The following is a 17,475-nucleotide window of genomic DNA, read 5'->3' as shown; positions in this document are numbered from 1 at the left end:
GTCAATCCCGCCCCGGGCCCTCGGCGTCGGGTCCATCTGCTGAGTCGTCGCCCTCGTCGTCGGTGTCGTAGAGACCCGAGTCGTCGCCGAGTGACAGGTCGCGGAACACCTCCGGGTCGACGAACTCGATCGATTTGCTCAGCTCTGCGTCGCGTTTGAAGCCGTTCGTGCGGACACAGAGGTGGCCTGCGGGATCGAGGGGCTCGGCACACAGCGGGCATGGCGGCCGGCCTGCGGAGATGACCCGCGATGATCGCGCGGCGAATTCGCGGGCGGCCTGCGTGGTGAGGAACACGCGGACGGCGTCGGGACCCTCGTCGGTGTCGTCGAGTACGACGCTCTCGTCGAACTCACCCTCGGTGATGGCGAGCAGCTCAACGACGACAGCCTCGGACTCGGCGTCCCAGCCGAGGCCCATGGTGCCGACCCGGAACTCGGCGTCGACCGGCATCACCAGGGGGCTGAGATCTCCGACGCGGTCGGACGGCGGTGGAATCGGGGTGCCGAACCTGCGATGGATCTCGTCAAGCAGAGCGCCGATCCGATCAGCGAGGATCTGAACCTGCTGCTTTTCCAGCATCACGCTGATGATGCGCGCCTCGTGGACAGCCTGGAGGTAGAACGTCCGGTCGCCCGGTTGTCCTACGGTACCGGCGACAAACCGGTCCGGGCTGCGGAAGACATGGATCGCTCGAGACATCACACCTCCTTTTCTCGTGAGTTCATTATCCGCGCCCGGCGGGAGCCTGTGCAGAAGTTGCCGGTCGCGGGGTGTCGTCGGTGCCGGTCTCGCCACCGATGGTCGCGTCGTCCTCGGCCGCGGCGTCGTGACTCTTCTTCGGCGGGGGCGACGGTATCGAGATCACGGCGGTGTTGTTGACGGTCTGCACGTACGGGCGCGTGGCGCCGTAGCGGACGATGCTGATCGACGCCGGTTCGATGACAATCCGTTGGAACGTATCGAGGTGGGCGCCCATCGCGTCGGAGATCACCGATTTGATCACGTCCCCGTGCGAGCACGCGATCCACGCGCCGGAGCCGTCCGGACCACCGAACTCGCGGTCGAGCCTTCGGATCGCGGCAACGGCGCGGGCCTGTACCTGAGAGAGTCCCTCCCCCTCAGGGAAGACGGCGGCGGACGGGTGTTGCTGCACCACCTTCCACAGGGGCTCGGCGAGAAGGTCTTTGATCGGTCGGTTGGTCCAACTGCCGTAATCGACCTCGGCGAGATCGTCGACGACCACCTCGGGGACCCGACGACCGGTCTGCTCGGCAATCGCTGCGAGCAACGGGGCAACGGTCTCACCACAGCGTTGCAGCGGTGAGCGAGCCACCGCCGTGATCTGCTCGACGCACGGGCCGAGTCGATTCACCAGTTCCGCCGCCTGCGAGCGTCCCTTGTCGTCGAGGGCGACACCCGGCGTGCGGCCGGCGAGTACGCCCGAGGTATTGGCAACCGACCGGCCATGGCGAACCAGGATCACGGTCATCCCTCAACCATAGGCACTTGCGCCCGCCGCGGCACAGACAGCCGTCGCGGCCCGGGTCAGGTCGCGCTGATGACGCCGGCGGAGAGCAGACCGATCACGACGAGACCGAGGGCGACGCGGTAGACGCCGAACCAGTTCAGCGAGTGGCCGCTGACGAAGCGCAACAGCCAGGCGATGGAGATGTAGCCGACGACGAAGGAGATCAGCGTGGCCACCGCGAGTTGTGCACCGGTGGCCTCCATACCGTCGCCGGACGGGTGGAAGGCGTCGGGAAGACTGAACAGTCCGGATGCGAGCACCGCGGGAATCGCGAGCAGAAACGAGAAGCGGAACGCGGCCTCGCGCTCGAGTCCGAGGAACAGACCGGCGCTGGCCGTCGCACCCGACCGCGACACGCCAGGCACCAGGGCGAGGCATTGCGCGAGACCCATGACGAGGCCGTCTCGCAGGGTGAGCTGCTCGATCGACCGGGACTGCGTTGCGACACGTTCGGCGAGCCAGAACACTCCCGAGAACACGATCAGGACGATCGCGGTGATCCAGAGGTTGCGTGCGACGGTCCGGATCTCATCCTTCAGCAGGAAGCCGATGATCCCGATCGGGATGGTCGCGAAGATCACGTACCAGCCGATCCGGTAGTCGAGGTTGCGTTCGTGTTCGTTGAACAGTCCGCGGAACCAGGCGGTGATGATCCGCCCGATGTCGCGGGCGAAGAACACGAGGACCGCGGCCTCGGTGCCGAGTTGGATCACAGCGGTGAACGACGCACCGGCGTCGCCGCCGAACATCAGTTCCGAAGCGATACGCAGGTGCGCCGACGATGAGATGGGCAGAAATTCGGTGAGGCCCTGGATGATTCCCAGCACGATCGCCTGGGCCCAGGTCATGGTCTCGGTCACGGGCGACGATGCTACCGGTCGCATGCGGCGTACGAGCGGCGTAGCGGATGTGATCCGGCGAACGGCGACGCCGACCTGTCGACGGGCGTTCGATGTGCGTCGCGCAAGATGGTCACATGCGCTCACCCAGGCTTGTCGATACCCCTGCCACTGCCCGCCGACGTTCGGCGTGGGTCTGCGGTGTCGCAGCAATCGTGGCCGCGACGATGGTGCTGGCCGGGTGTGGATCGTCGAACGACAGCGGCGACAAGAAGGAGACCGTGGCGCCCGCGACCGCGAGTGCCGCGCCTTCCGGACCCGCCGCCACACCCGCGGGAACGGTGGTAGCCACACCGCCGGGCAGCACGGTGCTCGCTCATTCGGGCAACGCGCTCGGCGTTCTCGGCGGCGACGGAACGTCGGTGCTGCGATTGTCGACCGAGGCGATCACCGCTGCGCCGACCACCATTGCGGTACCCCGCCTCACGCGATTGATCGGGGTCGGCGACGGTGCATTCGTGGGCTCGGGCCCGGAAATCCTGGTGCGGATCGGCGCCGATGGAGCCGTGACGTCGGCGCGAACCTCGGTCTCGGAGCCCACCGCGCTGGCTCGGACGGCGTCAGGACAGATTCTCGTCGGCACGGCCAACGGTCACCTCGTCGTCTTCGACGCCGCGCTGAAGCAGATCCGCGATATCGGAGGGTTCGTCGGCGTGGATCAGATCACGGTCTCCCCCGCCGGTGCCGATCTGCCCGACGAGCAGGTCGTCGTGCTCGACAAAGCGCAGTCGTCTGTCACACCGGTCAACATCTCCACCGGCGAATTCGGTGCGGCGCTACGCGCCGGCAATGGCGCCACCGAGGCGACGGTCGACCACTACGGGCGAATCCTCGTGAGCAACACACGCGACGACGAAATCATCGGATTCTTCGGATCACCGCTGGTGATGCGGTTCCGCTATCCCGTGCCGAACGGGCCCTACGCCGTAGACTACGACGACACCCGCAATCTCCTTTGGGTGTCGACGACGGCGAACAACGAGGTGGTGGCGTATGACCTTGCCGGTGGTGAACCCGTCGAGAAGCATCGCTTCGCCGCGGTTGCCCAGCCCGACGCACTCGCCGTCGACGACGCATCCGGCACCGTCTACGTCTTGTCCGCCCGCGACGGCGGCGTGCAGGTCGTCGCTCCGCCGTACAGCCAAGGAGCGCCTGTGAGCAGTTCGACTGCCGCGCCGAGCGAGGCGGGACGCTGATGTCGACACCCGGTCAGCACCGGCTCCCCCAGCATCACCGCACCAGCGCACGTATCGGTGCGCGCTATCCCCGCGGATGGGAAGTGACGTCCGAGGACTACGAGACGATGTTGATCAAGCTCCCGCCGGACATCACCAGGGTGACCGCGTCGATGCGTCTCTCCCTCGAAGCCGAGTTCGGCGGTTGGGAACTGTCGCGGGTTCGGCTGTATACCGATGGCACCCGAAAAGTGTTGCTACGACGCAAGAAGCCGCCGCGTGGCCGAGGTGGCGAGCAGTTCGGCGGAAGCGCCGAGGCATGCTGACCCGCGTCAACCGGGTCCTGTACCCAGTCGCGCTGAAGGCGATGTTCCTCCTCGCGCCCGAGCGCATTCACTCGATCATCATGGCGTCGATCCGCACCACCAGCAGGCTGGGGATCGCGCGGTCCCTCCTCGCGCGGCTGTTCACCGTTCCCGACCCGGCGCTGCGCCAAGATGTCTTCGGTGTCACCTTCCCGGCACCCCTGGGTCTGGCAGCAGGTTTCGACAAGTCAGCGGCAGCGGCCGACGCCTGGGGGCTTCTCGGCTTCGGGTACGCCGAGGTCGGCACAGTCACCGGCCAGGCCCAGCCGGGCAACCCGCCACCGCGGCTGTTCCGTTTGCCCGCCGACCGCGCGCTCATCAACCGCATGGGATTCAACAATCCCGGCGCACCGGCGGCCGCTGACAATCTGACGGCGGCCCGCGGGCGCGGGATCCCTGTTCCGATCGGCGCGAACATCGGCAAGACCAAGGTCGTGCCGCTCGACGGCGCCGTGGACGACTATCGGGTCTCGGCGCGCCTGCTGGGTCCGCATGCCGATTTCGTGGTGGTCAACGTGAGCTCACCGAACACTCCCGGTCTCCGCGATCTCCAGGCCGTTGACTCACTGCGCCCGATTCTTGCCGCGGTACTCGACGAGGTGTCGGTACCGGTCCTGGTGAAGATCGCTCCCGACCTCGCCGACGCCGACGTCGACGCGGTGGCCGATCTGGCCGTCGAACTCGGGCTGGCGGGCATCGTCGCCACCAATACGACGATCTCGCGCGACGGACTCTCCACTCCGGCAGACGAGGTCGAGGCAATGGGACCGGGCGGACTTTCCGGCGCTCCGCTCGCCGATCGGTCGCTGGAGGTGTTGCGTCGCTTGTACTCTCGCATCGGCGGCAAGCTCGCGTTGATCAGCGTCGGCGGTATCGAGACACCTGAGCAGGCCTGGGAGCGCATCTGCGCGGGCGCCGATCTGTTGCAGACCTACACCGGCTTCATCTACGGAGGGCCGATGAGCTTGCGCGAGATCCATGAGGGGCTCGCAGCCCGCGTGCGCGCCGCCGGATGGAACAACATCTCCGAGGCGGTCGGCAGCGCGGCACGCGGCTGATCGTCGACTCAGACGTTCTCGGCGGGCTGCTCGTAGGTACCGATGATGCGCGCGCGTCCGATCGCATGCGAGAACAGGTTGAATCCGAGGTAGGCGGGCGTCGCGTTCTCGGGTAGTTCGAGCGACTCGACGTCGACGGCGTGCACGACGATCATGTACCGGTGCGGTCCGTGTCCGGGCGGTGGCGCAGCGCCGACGAACCGCTTGAGTGACGCGTCGTTGGCCAGGGTGACCGCTCCCGCGGGAAGACCACTACCATTCTCGTCGCCTGCATCTTCGGCGAGACTCGTCACAGATGCGGGAATGTCGGCAACGGCCCAGTGCCAAAAGCCTGCAGCGGTCGGGGCGTCGGGGTCGTAGACCGTCACGGCAAAACTCTTTGTCTCCGAGGGAAATCCAGACCATGAGAGCTGCGGCGAGGCGTCGGCGCCGCCCGCGCCCATGATCCCGCTGACCTGCGGAGTTGCCAGCGGTGCGCCGTCGGACACGCTCTCCGACGTCAGTGTGAACGACGGCAGGTTCGGCAGGTCTGCGTAGGGGTCGTACGAGGTCATCGAACACCTTTCTCTCGCGAGTACGGCCAGAGTGGCCGAGCGTGCGTGGACTCGTTCGCGAGTCTAATCCGCAGCGCGCGGAGCCCGAGATGAACTTTCACGTCCCGCCATCGAAAGTTGTGTAGTAACTTTCAGTTGACCACTTGGTCAACTTTGGGAGCCGGGCACTCCGATCTCCCCACGACACCTCTGGGAGCAGCACGTATGGGCCGTCTCGAGGCCGCGACAACCCGATCGGGCACAGTCTCACAGCTGTGGTCGACCGACCCCGACGCGTACTACGCGGGAATCGACGCGGCGGTGCGCGATGCGGGACTCGACGCGCCGACGCTCGCACTCGATCTCACCGCGCTCGAACACAACATCGCCGACCTGACCGCCCGAGCCGGCGGTGTGCCGATTCGGTTGGCCAGCAAGTCGCTTCGTGTGCGATCGATCATCGACGACGTCGTCGCGCGCGATGGATTTGCGGGAGTGCTCGCCTTCGACGTCGCCGAAGCGCAGTGGTTGGCCACCAAGTCGAACATCGGCGATGTGCTTCTCGGGTATCCGTCGGTTCGACGCGCCGCTCTCGCCGATCTACTCGTCGACGAGGTCGCACTGACGCGCGTCACGCTGCTCGTCGACGACGTCGCGCAACTCGACGTCGTCGACTCCGTCGTCTCACCAGAGCACCGTTCGGTGGTCCGGGTGGCCATCGACCTCGACGCCTCGTTGCGGCTGTTCTCCGGTCGCGTCCATCTCGGTGTCCGACGCTCCCCTGTGCACGATGCAGACGCCGCCCTGACGCTGGCCCGCGCGATCGTCGCACGCCCGGGTTTCGCGCTGGTCGGCGTGATGTCGTACGAGGCTCAGGTTGCGGGAGTCGCCGACGATGTCGACGGCAAACCACTGACGAACCGGGCGACCCGTGCCATGCAGCGCGTGTCCATGGTCGAATTGCGACGACGACGCGGCGCGATCATCTCCTCGCTGCGCGAACTCACCGACATCGAGATCGTCAACGCGGGCGGAACCGGCTCGCTCGAAGAGACCGCACGCGACGGTTCCGTCACCGACATCGCCGCTGGCAGTGGGCTTTTCGGCGGGCATCTGTTCGACGGGTACCGACGCTTTCAGCCCGCTCCGGCGTTGACGTTCGGTCTCGACGTGACACGCAGACCCGCGCCAAAGATCATCACGTGCGCGGGTGGCGGTTGGATCGCGTCCGGCCCACCCGCGCCCGACAGGCTACCGCGTCCGGTGTGGCCCGCGGGTTTGTCCTACATCGGCACCGAGGCCGCAGGCGAGGTGCAGACGCCGCTGACCGGCGACGCGGCGTCGAAGCTGGTGCCGGGTGACCGAGTGTGGTTCCGCCACACCAAGTCCGGCGAGGTGTGCGAGCGCGCCAGGACAGTCGCTCTGATCGGACGTGACCAGAACGGCCAGGCACGAGTCGACGATCTCATTCCGACCTACCGAGGGGAAGAAAAGTGCTACCTGTGACAACACAGACGCGCACGCAGTGGCGCAATTGGAGTGGAAACCAGTCGGCCACAACGGCAGTCGCGACACCCGACACCGTCGACGCCGTCGCGGAGCTCGTCGCGAGAGCAGCGGCCGACGGGACACGTATCAAGCCGATCGGCTCCGGGCACAGCTTCACCGGCATCGGCGTGCCAGAGGGCATCCAGCTCGATATGTCCGCGCTCCGCGGGGTGGTGGGTGTCGACGGACATCGGGTGACGTTGCGCGCGGGCACCCGGCTGCACGAAATCCCTGCTCTGCTCGCCCCTTACGGGCTCGCGATGCGCAATCTCGGTGACATCGACCGCCAGACGATCACCGGGGCCACGTCGACGGGTACACACGGAACCGGTCTGAACTTCGGTGGGATCTCGACGCAGATCGTCGGCGCGAAGATCGTCACCGGTACCGGCGACGTCGTCACCCTCACTGCTGATGATGACGAATTGCGCGCTGTCGCTCTGGGATTGGGCGCACTTGGGGTCATTGTCGAGCTGACCATCGAATGCGTCGATGCGTTCAGTCTCCGCGCTCACGACGAGCCTCTCGATCTCGACGATGCGGTCGGCGGCTTTCTCGACCGCGTCGAATCCTTCGACCACCACGAGTTCTACTGGTTCCCGCACACTCGTCGCGCGCTGGCCAAGACCAATACAAGGCTTCCCGCAGGCGCCACGCCAAGTGGGCCGGGCTCGGTGCGTAGATACATCGACGACGACCTGATCAGCAACAAGGTCTACGGCGTTGTCTGCGAACTCGGACGGCGGGTTCCCGCAGTTGTACCGACGCTCAATCGGGTTGCGAGTCATGCGCTTTCGGAGCGCACGTACGTCGCACCGTCGGCAGAGGTCTTCGCGTCGATCCGTGATGTGCGCTTCCGCGAGATGGAGTACGCGGTCGAACTGCCCGCCGTGGCGGAGGTACTCAACGACATCGAGAAGCTCATCGCACGCAAGGGATACCGCGTCAGCTTCCCGGTGGAGGTGCGCGCTGCCGCCGCCGACGATCTGATGCTCTCGACGGCCTCGGGACGTACCACGGGCTACATCGCGGTCCACCGCTACCACCGTGACGATCCCGCGGACATCTCGGCGTTCTTCGCCGACGTCGAGGAGATCATGGTTGCCCACAACGGCAGGCCACACTGGGGCAAGCTACACACCCGCGACGCGGAGTACTTCCGCGCTGTGTACCCGCAATTCGACGACTTCCTCGCGGTTCGGGACAAGTACGACCCCTCGCGTGTCTTCGGCAACGACTACCTGCGGCGGGTGCTCGGCGACTGATCGCGCTGACGCGTCGCAGCTGAACCGTAGGTCGGGGGACCGCTCAGCTGTGATGCAGGAAGTGCTCGAACACCTGCGTGCCGAACAGGACCGAATCCACCGGGACACGCTCGTCGACGCCGTGGAAGAGCGCGGCGAAGTCGAGTTCGGGCGGCAGGCGCAGCGGCGCGAAGCCGAAGCACCTGATTCCGAGCTTGGCGAACGCCTTGGCGTCGGTGCCGCCCGACATCATGTACGGGACGGTCCGACCGTCCTCGTCGTAGGCGAGGATCGCGTCGTTCATCGCGTCGACGAGGTTGCCGTCGAAGGTCGTCTCGTAGGAGTCGAGGTGGGTGATCCATTCCCGTCGGACATTGGGGCCGATCAACTCGTCGATCTCAGCCTCGAATGCCTTCTGGCGCCCGGGAAGGACACGGCAGTCGACGACGGCCTCGGCCTTCTGCGGGATGACGTTGGCCTTGTAGCCGGCCTTGAGCATGGTCGGGTTGGCGGTGTCACGCAGTGTGGCACCGAGGATCCGGGCGAGGCTGCCCAGTTTGAACAGGGCGGTCTCGAGGTCGGGTGTGTCGGGACCGAGATCCCAACCGGTCTCCTCGGACACCGCCTGCAGGAACTCGGCCACCGAATCGCTGATCACGAGAGGGAATTCGTGGTTTCCGATTCGCGCGACCGCGGAGGCGATCTCGGTGACAGCATTGTCGGAGTGCAGGAACGAGCCGTGGCCCGCAGTGGCTTCGGCGGTGAGCCGCATCCACGAGAGCCCCTTCTCGGCCGTCTCCACCAAATAGAGACGACGCTGCGTGCCGTCCGGGCGGTCGACGGTCAGTGAGTAGCCGCCGACCTCGCCGACTGCCTCGGTGATGCCCTCGAACAGGTCCGGCCGATGCTCCACCAGCCAGTGAGAACCCCACGTCCCGCCGGCTTCTTCGTCGGCAAGAAAGGCGAAGACCAGTTCACGCGGCGGCACGGTGCCGTCGCGTTTGAACTGGCGGGCCAGTGCGAGCGCCATCCCCGCCATGTCCTTCATGTCGACGGCGCCGCGGCCCCAGATGTAGCCGTCGGACACCGACCCCGAAAACGGGTGGACACTCCAGTCGGCAGGCTCTGCGGGCACGACGTCGAGATGAGCGTGCACCAGGAGCGCACCACGGTCGGAATCAGGCGGACCGGCGAGCCGCGCGAACACGTTTCCGCGTCCCGGTCGCCCCGACTCGACGTACTGAGTGGTGTACCCCACCTCTTCGAGCATCCCCGCCACCCACTTGGCGCAGTCCTCCTCGCCCTTCGTCGTCTCGGGCTCTCCCGTGTTGGAGGTGTCGAAGCGGATCAGTTTGCTGACGATATCGACCACTTCGTCGACGGCTTTGATGGTCCCGGCGGTGTTCTCAGGCTCCGAAGTCACCCCTCACTCCTACGGGATTTGGGATACGGGGGCAACCTCGGTTAGTGTTATCCGGCCCGGTGCGGAACGGAGAAATCCGCGAGACACCGAAGCACCGAGTCCGAGTGGCGGAATGGCAGACGCGCTAGCTTGAGGTGCTAGTGCCCTATTAACGGGCGTGGGGGTTCAAGTCCCCCCTCGGACACCGCGAGAATCCCGGAGAGCATTGCTCTCCGGGATTTTTTTCGTTGGGCGGCTGGGCGGCCCGATCGGAAACCTGTGGATCGTGTCGGGCCGATAGCGAGTTCTGATCCTCAAGTCATCCCCCGGCCGGACGGCGACAGCATCTTCACGGCCGGACCAGTGCGCCACGTCGGCAGCCTCCCTGTCAGCGCCGTCGTGCACTCCTGTGGCGTAGGCACAACGGCCGCCGGACTCCGCGCAGGCGTTCCCACAGCCCCGTCGCCAGGGCCGCACTTAGAGGGCGCCAGCCCCGTGTGGGCCAGTCGGCTCATGAGTGGTGCGCGGGTGGCGGGCACGGTGCGGCGCAGCGTCTTGGGCCCGGGTGTCATCATCGAGCGGGGTGCCGAAGTTCTCGATTCGATCGTGTTCTCCGACACCATTGTTCGCGCCAACGCTCGGGTCGGCATCGGCGAGAGACTCGCGCCCGCTTCCCGCCGCACCGCCGGTCATTACTCAACCGGCGGGCGTCGACACCGCCGACGTCAGTAGCCGGAGTCCGGTGACCGGTTCGCGCTCGCGTTCACCCGGTCCCGCACCGTGAGGTAGTACTCCCGTTGCGCCGGGTAGTAGTCATCGAAGTCGAGGTCGGCCGGGTCCGTTCCGGTCACTACCGCCGAGAGACGATCGAGGTAGTACTCCCACCCCGGGCCGGTGCTTTCGATCACCTCCGGATCGTGGACGATCTGACTGAGCCTCAGCGTCGTGATGCCACTGTTCTCGTCCAGCTCAAGGATCAGATCCCACGTACCGGCATCGTCGGTCGTGTGCACCTGAAGGACATGTGGCGGCTCGCAGCGTCGAATGTCGTAGCGCACCGGGGTCATGTTCTCCTCCCCCTCGGCGTTCATCGTGAAGGCGACGTGACCCTCGTCGGGGTCGCCGTCGAAGAAACCTATCCAGCGGGCGAGCCGATCGGACTCGGTCACGGCGGCCCACACGTCGTCGACGGCGGCGCGGTAGGTACGGGTGAACTCGACCACGTCGCCGTCTCGGCGGACGCGGTGCCGGCCGCTGGGTATGGGTGCATTCGTCATCCTGGCTCCTGTATCTGGTGGGATGTGACGTCGGGTTCGGCAGCGTGTCGGCTGGACCTGTCTGGGCTTGCGGCCCTGCGTCTTTCGCGTCGGGTTCGGTACACCTCGGTGTTCAGGGCGTCGAGTGCCGACTCCGCGATCGGCACGCGGGAAGCGTCCGCGGCGTCCCCGGATCCGAGGTCGGACAACAACTTCCGCACCTCGAGCAGTGGTGTCGGGTCGAGTCGGTAGTGACGTTCCCGGCCCGTCGTGGCGGCCTCGACCAGGCCGGCCTCGGCGAGCACCCGCAAGTGTCGACTCACCGCGGGCCGCGAGATCGGGTGACGGGCGGCGAGCAACCGTTGGATGTCGACGACTCGTTGCGGGCCGTCGACCAGGATCCGCAGGATCCCGCGACGCACCGGGTCGGCGATTGCGACGAAGACGGACACTCATAAATGGTAACTGACTAATTACCAATTATCAGGGTGTCTTTGCGGAAGGGGCAGCGAGCGGCGACTGCCATGTTTTGGCAACCATCGCCACGGAGAACCTTGCCGCCGTCGCGTTTTCGGCGATCACGAGCATCCTTGACACCTCGAGTGTTCAACGCCGCAATGCTGGACCGAAAATGGGTGGTCGGGACTCGGCGAAACGCGTGTCCACGAGGTCGAAAAATTGTTCGAGAATTCCTCGACGTTGTCCGTATTGTCGGGTAGTATAGAACACATATTCGATACGACGTGGGGCGGGGGTGGCGGCACGTGAACAGCAAACGCAACAGCAGCGACGGCGGAAGCGGTGGCGTGCCTTCGGCTTTGGGGTCGTCTGTATTGGCCTCTGCGGCGGTGGGGTCTGCGGATGCGGTGGTGGCGGAGAAACTGTCACGGCTTGCTGCGGTGTTGGATGAGTTGGCGACGGTGGATGTGTCGTTGGTGTCCGATGACGTGCTGGTGGAAGCCACCGTCGAGGCCGAACGCCTGGCGTTGCGGACGGCGGGCGCGGTCACGGATCGCTTGGTCGTGGAGGCCTCTGACCGGGATCTGCCCCACTCGTTGGGTTTCCGCGATATTCGGAATTTCATGGGACAACGTCTGCATATTGGCGATCCGGCAGCCCGATATCAGGTGATCGCGGCGACCGGCTCATTCACCACAATCTGCGGCGACCGCCTGCCACCCGCATGTCCGACGTTGGCCGGCTACGTCGTGGAAGGACGCGTCGCCGGAGCACACGTCCGCGCGGTACTGGAAGTGCTCGAAGCGATCCCCGGTGAGGTGTCGGCGGAGACCAAAGCGGCCGCCGAAGCACAGATGGCCGGGTATGCGGTCCAGTTCACGCCCGCCGAAATCACTAATTTGGGTTCACGATTGTTGGCGCATCTGGATCCGGATGGGACGCTGACCAACCCGAAAGACCGCAAACGTCGACGCCGCTTGTGGGTGAACCGGCAAAACGCACAACTCATGTCGCGGTTGACTGCTGATTTGGATCCGATCGCCCGTGCCCGGCTGGATGCGGTGTTGGACTCGTGGGCCAAACCCGGCATGAACAACCCCGACGACCCCGACTCACCTGTCGGTCCGATCACCACCGCGAACGCCGAACAGGTCGCGGCGGCGGCGCTGCGTGATCAACGCTCACCCGCCCAACGCAATCACGACGCGTTCTCCGCCCTACTCGGCCAGGTGTTGGAATCCGGCATGTTGGGTAATACGCATCGGGGTTTGCCGATCCAGGTGATCGTCACCACCAGCCTGCACGAGTTGGAAGCACAAGCAGGGATCGCACAGACCACCTCCGGAACACTCCTGCCGATCGGCGATGTGATCGAGATGGCCGCCTCCGCCGGTGCCAGTCAGTATTTGGCGGTGTTCGGTGAGCACACCAGCATCCCGCTGTATTTGGGTCGGTCGAAGCGGATCGCCACGCTGGGGCAACGACTCGCCTCCTTCGCCTCACCCGGCGGCAAAATGTGTTCCGCACCCGGCTGCAACCAACCCGCGAGCAGAGTCCAGATGCATCACGCCGCGAAAGACTGGGCCGACGGCGGCTTGACCGATATCGACCAGTTGGTGCCGGCGTGTGATGTGCACAATCGGCGGGTCGGGCCGAAACCCGGCCAATTCACCACCCGCATGATCACAGAAGGCCCTGATACCGGACGCGTTGCGTGGCGACTGAACGCCAAACCCGGCATGCCGGAGAATCCCGAACGCATCAACCGCATCGCCGACGTCAAAGCCGACTTCCACGACTACCTCACCGCCGAACACATCAGCAACGAAGCCGCAGCCGCAGCACGCGCGGCCGCTGCCGGGATCGGGACCGCAAAGGACACAGCCGATACCGAGACCGTCGCCGACACAGCCGACACTGAGATCTGCGCGCGGGGCTCGGGTACAGCCGACGCGAAGATCGTGGCGGATGCGGTGGGTGCCTGGATGGTGTCGCCGCCCTCGATGGCAGACCCGCCCAGCGGGCGCGTCGAGCTCGCACTCGTGGGCGCGATGCCCTCCGGCGATACACCGCGCCTCAACAGGCGGGTCGACATCCAATGGAACCTCACTGATCCACCCGACCCCGACCCGTCCACAGACCCGGACGCACCAACAGGCCCGGCCCCACCAGCTAGCCCCTGGTGGCTCGACGACGTCGACCCACCAGGAGGAGTCGACCCACCGCTGGCCGACGCCGCCTGACCAACGGTCACCCGACCACCGCGCCAACCCGGCCGACACGCTAGCCCAACTAGCCGGGCGAGCCGTCGAATCAGGTTGTGCCGCAACCCGTCCACACCCCGCCACCACACCCCGGTGGCGGGGCAGACGTGGTCGCTCGATCGGTCGCCCAGCCTCGAGTGCCAAGCCCCTGCTGCCGCTAGTTCGGTGACGCGGTGAGCAATTGGCCCCGCGGATACGGCAATTCGATTCCATGCTCGTCGTAGGCCCGCAGGATCTCGCGGCGCAGTGTCCGCTGAACTTTCCACTGCGAGTTGGGCTTTGTGGTGACCGTCATTCGCAGGATCAGTTGATCGGCAGAGAGTTCCTGCACGCCGAGCATGTCGGGTTCGCCGGTCACATGCTCGGAGAGCGCATCCGACTCCACTGCGGCGTGCGCAGCGGTGAGTGCCACTTCCTGTGCCCTGTCGACATCCGCGGTGAGCGCGACAGGCAGTTCGACGCGGGCAACCGCATACTCCTGGCTCATGTTGCCGACGCGCGCAATCTCCCCGTTGCGCACAAACCAGAGCGTGCCGTCGACGTCGCGCACCGTGGTGATCCGAAGACCGACCGATTCGACCTCCCCCACGGCCTCGCCGAGATCGACAACGTCACCGACCCCGTACTGATCCTCGAGCAGCATGAAAATCCCCGTCACGAAGTCGCGCACGAGATTCTGAGCGCCGAATCCAATGGCGAGGCCGATCACACCTGCGGAGGCGATGAACGGCGCGATATTCACACCCAGAACGGACAGTATCGCCAGCGCCGCCCAGGTGAGAAGCACGATCGACACAACCGACTTCAACACCGAACCGATGGTGCGGGCCCGTTGCGAGCGTCGCTGGTTGATCACTGCCCTGCTGGCTCCAGAAGGTGCGCGGTCACGCAGGTGGCGCAGCAGCAGCGGCGTCGAACCCTTCCCTCCGCGTTCGGCCCTCTCCCCTGGTGGACGCCGTGTGACGCGGTCGATGAGCCGGTTACATACGAACCGCACCACCAGCGCAACGATCACGTACCCCACGATCCTGATCGGGTTCTCGATCAGCCATTCCCGATTTGTCTCCGTCCATTCGAAAGCCGTTGTGTACGTTGCCATGAACCCGACCGTACGTATCCGTCGTGAATCCATCAGAATTGTGTCGTGACCCAGCGACTGTTCTTCGACTGCGACACCGGTATCGACGATTCGGTCGCACTGCTGTACCTACTTGCCCGCACCGATGTCGACATCGTGGGGATCGCGAGTACCGCGGGCAACGTCCCGGTCGACGTGGTCGCCGCCAACAACCTGGCCTGGTTGTCGCTGTGCGAGCGAGGCGAGATTCCGGTACATCGCGGACCCGACGGTCCGCTCGTCGCACCACTGATGACCACCGAGGACACACACGGACCGCTGGGCGTCGGATACGCAGAGTTGCCCACATCCGATCTCGTCGTCGCCGACACGGACGCAGCAGACGCCTGGCTCGACGCCGCTCAGGCACACGACGGAGAATTGGTCGGGCTGGTCACCGGACCACTCACGTCGCTTGCCACCGCGATACGACGCGACCCGAGCCTGCCACGACGACTGCGTCGGCTGGTCATCATGGGTGGCGCGTTTCATGTCCACGGCAACACCACGCCTGTCGCCGAGTGGAACATCGCCGTCGACCCGGAGGCCGCCGCCGAGGTCTTCGCCGCGTTCGGCGTCGACGGTGCGCCCGCCCCGATCGTCTGTCCTCTCGATCTCACCGAGACCGTCGCACTTCTCCCCGATCATCTGGTTCGCCTCGCGGCCGCGGCAGGCAGCAGTCCCGTCGAGTATCTCGATCCGACAGACGAAGCCGGCATCCGATCGGTTGCCGACAATGCGGTCGTGCGTCACCTCGTCGACGCGATGCGTTTCTACCTGGAGTTCCACGAAGCCCACGACGAGGGCTACCTCGCTCATCTGCACGATCCGTTCGCCGCTATGGTCGCGCTCGACCCCGCGATCGCCGACACTGTGCCCGCCCAGGTCGGTGTCGAGCTCACCGGAGCCCTGACCCGCGGGATGACCGTTGCCGACGAGCGCGGCATGTGGGGCGGAACCCCGAATGCGCGAATCGCAACAGCAACCGACGTCGATGCCGTGTTCGATCACCTCATCGAGACGATCGCCTCGCTCGCCCGCCAGGTCGGTGGTTCGGCGTAGCGTCGACGAGGTGACGACACTCGGCTACCAGATCCCGAACTTCACCTACCCCGACACTGCACCCGACCAGCTCTTCCCCACCATCGTCGCGCAGGCCCTCGAAGCGGAGAACTCAGGCTTCGACACCGTCCTCGTGATGGACCACTTCTACCAACTGCCCATCCTCGGCGCCCCGGACGAGCCGATGATCGAGTGCTACACACTGCTCTCGGCACTCGCCCAGCACACCTCGCGGGTGCGTCTGTCCTCGCTGGTCACCGGCAACACCTACCGGAACCCGACGCTGCTGGCGAAAAGCGTCACCGCGGTCGACGTCGTATCGGGTGGTCGTGCTCAACTCGGGATCGGAGCCGGGTGGTTCGAGTTCGAGCATCAGTCGCTGGGCTTCGAATTCGGTACCTTCACCGATCGATTCGAGAAGCTCGAAGAAGCACTGCAGATCATCCTGCCGATGTTGCGCGGCGAGCGGCCCTCACTCGACGGCAAGTGGTATCAGGTCGAAGAGGCAATCAATTCCCCTGCGCCACTTGGCCGTATCCCGGTGATGATCGGTGGCGGTGGCGAGAAGAAGACGTTGCGGATGGTCGCTCAGTACGCCGACGAGTCCAACCTCATCGCCGCGCCGGAGGATCTCCCGAGAAAGCTCGACGTTCTTGCCGCTCACTGCGAACGGCTTGGTCGCGATCGGTCGGAGATCACGGTGACCGCGCAGACCTCGGCCTGCATTGCGCCCACAGAGGAGCAGGCCACCGCTGAATTCGAGGCGTATCTCGCACGCAATCCGGCGGCAGAGGTACGTCGAGCATCGACAATCGTCGGTAGTCCCGAACAGGTTGCAGAGCGCTACTCGACACTCCTGGAGAGCGGAATCGACGGCGTGACGGTCAACTCTCCCGCCAACGGACACGTCCCCGGCCGCGTGACACTCCTCGGCCAGACCCTGGCGCCCCTCATCGGTTGATCGGAGGGTCCGGACGAACCCCTCTCGCCCGAGCGGGGTTTACTCCCGTGCCTCGTACCCCGCTGCAGCTACTCCGACGCCTCGTCGTCCTCGACGTGGTGGTCGAGGTTGACGGTTCCGGTGCGCCAGTATCCGTCGACCTTGACGCAGTCCTTGGGCCGACCGAGCTCGCGGCGCAGATGACGTCGAATCGGCTTGAGCGACAACGCTTCACCCGCGAACCAGCTGTAGAAGTTGCCTTCGGGGAGGTCCAATTCCTCCACCGCGCGCAGGAGGTTCGTGCCCCTGCCCGACTGATCTGCGCCACGATGGACGAAGCGCACCCGGGCGTTCGGCCGTTGCGGAAGGTCGATCTCCGTCTCGGATCCGGTGACCTCGGCGAAGGCGATGACCGGCTTGTCGTCGGGTAGTTCTTCCAACCAGCGTGCGAGAGCAGGTAGCGCCGTGTCGTCGGCACCGAGCAGGTACCAGTCGTAGCCGGTCGGGTAAATGTGGGAGCCGCGCGGACCCAGCATTCCGAGTCGATCGCCCGCAACCGCGGTTCCCGCCCATTTTCCGGCGACACCGTGATCGTGCAGCACGAAATCGATGTCGAGTACGCCG

At 65.7% G+C, this 17,475-nt stretch carries 17 protein-coding genes and 1 tRNA gene; 9 read left to right on the top strand and 9 right to left on the bottom strand.

All coding sequences use genetic code 11. The features are described 5' to 3' along the window. Position 1: 1 nt before the first annotated feature. Genes B3T59_RS05895 through B3T59_RS05885 form a run of 3 tightly spaced genes read right to left on the bottom strand, consistent with a single transcriptional unit; the run spans position 2 to position 2,389 of the window. A complete protein-coding gene (locus B3T59_RS05895; RefSeq protein WP_064863953.1) occupies positions 2-700 on the bottom strand; it encodes a DUF3090 domain-containing protein in 699 nt (232 codons plus the stop codon). Positions 701-725: 25 nt separating this feature from the next. Continuing rightward, complete coding sequence (locus B3T59_RS05890; protein WP_251723526.1) at positions 726-1,490, bottom strand: MSMEG_4193 family putative phosphomutase; 765 nt, start codon at positions 1,488-1,490, stop codon at positions 726-728. A 56-nt stretch (positions 1,491-1,546) separates the two neighbouring features. Continuing rightward, complete coding sequence (locus tag B3T59_RS05885; protein ID WP_064863951.1) at positions 1,547-2,389, bottom strand: undecaprenyl-diphosphate phosphatase; 843 nt, start codon at positions 2,387-2,389, stop codon at positions 1,547-1,549. Between the two features lie 116 nt (positions 2,390-2,505). Here B3T59_RS05885 and B3T59_RS05880 point away from each other — a divergent pair, with 116 nt between their 5' ends. From B3T59_RS05880 to B3T59_RS05870, 3 genes are read left to right on the top strand one after another with little or no spacing between them, the layout of a single operon-like run. After that, the gene (locus B3T59_RS05880) at positions 2,506-3,624 is read left to right on the top strand and encodes a YncE family protein (RefSeq protein ID WP_287001722.1); all 1,119 of its coding nucleotides are present in this window, start codon (positions 2,506-2,508) and stop codon (positions 3,622-3,624) included. Beyond that, entirely contained in the window at positions 3,624-3,929 is a 306-nt protein-coding gene (locus B3T59_RS05875; RefSeq protein WP_005202907.1) for a DUF5703 family protein, read from the top strand. The genes B3T59_RS05880 and B3T59_RS05875 overlap by 1 nt, the downstream gene beginning before the upstream one ends. Beyond that, the gene (locus B3T59_RS05870; RefSeq protein WP_287001721.1) at positions 3,923-5,026 is read left to right on the top strand and encodes a quinone-dependent dihydroorotate dehydrogenase; all 1,104 of its coding nucleotides are present in this window, start codon (positions 3,923-3,925) and stop codon (positions 5,024-5,026) included. The genes B3T59_RS05875 and B3T59_RS05870 overlap by 7 nt, the downstream gene beginning before the upstream one ends. Positions 5,027-5,034: 8 nt before the next feature. On the opposite strand, the gene B3T59_RS05865 is transcribed toward B3T59_RS05870, so the two are convergent. Then, positions 5,035-5,580 carry a YbhB/YbcL family Raf kinase inhibitor-like protein gene (locus B3T59_RS05865; RefSeq protein ID WP_064863948.1) on the bottom strand — a complete coding sequence of 182 codons (546 nt, stop codon included), beginning with the start codon at positions 5,578-5,580 and terminating at the stop codon, positions 5,035-5,037. Between the two features lie 204 nt (positions 5,581-5,784). Between B3T59_RS05865 and B3T59_RS05860 the strand changes: the two genes are divergently transcribed. Together B3T59_RS05860 and B3T59_RS05855 are read left to right on the top strand one after the other, a co-directional pair. After that, positions 5,785-7,065, top strand: coding sequence for an alanine racemase (locus B3T59_RS05860; protein WP_287001720.1), 1,281 nt, complete (start codon positions 5,785-5,787; stop codon positions 7,063-7,065). Continuing rightward, positions 7,062-8,372: a D-arabinono-1,4-lactone oxidase gene (locus B3T59_RS05855; protein ID WP_287001719.1), complete on the top strand. Its 1,311-nt coding sequence runs from the start codon at positions 7,062-7,064 to the stop codon at positions 8,370-8,372. The genes B3T59_RS05860 and B3T59_RS05855 overlap by 4 nt, the downstream gene beginning before the upstream one ends. Before the next feature lie 43 nt (positions 8,373-8,415). On the opposite strand, the gene B3T59_RS05850 is transcribed toward B3T59_RS05855, so the two are convergent. Further along, positions 8,416-9,774 (bottom strand): M20/M25/M40 family metallo-hydrolase, encoded by a 1,359-nt coding sequence (locus B3T59_RS05850; RefSeq protein WP_049697354.1) that lies wholly within the window; start codon positions 9,772-9,774, stop codon positions 8,416-8,418. A 98-nt stretch (positions 9,775-9,872) separates the two neighbouring features. Here B3T59_RS05850 and B3T59_RS05845 point away from each other — a divergent pair. Next, positions 9,873-9,958 (top strand) — tRNA-Leu (locus B3T59_RS05845). 520 nt (positions 9,959-10,478) lie between these two features. On the opposite strand, the gene B3T59_RS05840 is transcribed toward B3T59_RS05845, so the two are convergent. Both B3T59_RS05840 and B3T59_RS05835 read right to left on the bottom strand, forming a co-directional pair. Continuing rightward, the gene (locus tag B3T59_RS05840; RefSeq protein WP_005202895.1) at positions 10,479-11,030 is read right to left on the bottom strand and encodes an SRPBCC family protein; all 552 of its coding nucleotides are present in this window, start codon (positions 11,028-11,030) and stop codon (positions 10,479-10,481) included. Further along, entirely contained in the window at positions 11,027-11,461 is a 435-nt protein-coding gene (locus B3T59_RS05835; RefSeq protein WP_005202886.1) for an ArsR/SmtB family transcription factor, read from the bottom strand. Before B3T59_RS05835 ends, B3T59_RS05840 begins: the two co-directional genes overlap by 4 nt. A 312-nt stretch (positions 11,462-11,773) precedes the next feature. Between B3T59_RS05835 and B3T59_RS05830 the strand changes: the two genes are divergently transcribed. Continuing rightward, complete coding sequence (locus B3T59_RS05830) at positions 11,774-13,711, top strand: HNH endonuclease signature motif containing protein (protein WP_287001718.1); 1,938 nt, start codon at positions 11,774-11,776, stop codon at positions 13,709-13,711. 178 nt (positions 13,712-13,889) lie between these two features. Here B3T59_RS05830 and B3T59_RS05825 read toward each other — a convergent pair whose 3' ends face one another. Continuing rightward, entirely contained in the window at positions 13,890-14,831 is a 942-nt protein-coding gene (locus B3T59_RS05825) for a mechanosensitive ion channel family protein (protein ID WP_005202882.1), read from the bottom strand. Between the two features lie 45 nt (positions 14,832-14,876). Between B3T59_RS05825 and B3T59_RS05820 the strand changes: the two genes are divergently transcribed. After that, positions 14,877-15,911: a nucleoside hydrolase gene (locus tag B3T59_RS05820; RefSeq protein WP_005202881.1), complete on the top strand. Its 1,035-nt coding sequence runs from the start codon at positions 14,877-14,879 to the stop codon at positions 15,909-15,911. A 10-nt stretch (positions 15,912-15,921) separates the two neighbouring features. Beyond that, entirely contained in the window at positions 15,922-16,872 is a 951-nt protein-coding gene (locus B3T59_RS05815; RefSeq protein WP_005202880.1) for an LLM class F420-dependent oxidoreductase, read from the top strand. A gap of 68 nt (positions 16,873-16,940) precedes the next feature. On the opposite strand, the gene B3T59_RS05810 is transcribed toward B3T59_RS05815, so the two are convergent. Next, the coding region (locus B3T59_RS05810) for a siderophore-interacting protein (RefSeq protein ID WP_287001717.1) at positions 16,941-17,475 on the bottom strand (535 nt) is incomplete at its 5' end.

Origin of the sequence: Gordonia sp. UBA7860 (assembly GCF_002500165.1) — a bacterium.
GTDB classification, from domain to species: domain Bacteria; phylum Actinomycetota; class Actinomycetes; order Mycobacteriales; family Mycobacteriaceae; genus Gordonia; species Gordonia sputi.
The sequence above is the reverse complement of the archived record's forward strand: the minus strand, read 5'-3'. Positions and strand labels throughout refer to the sequence as shown.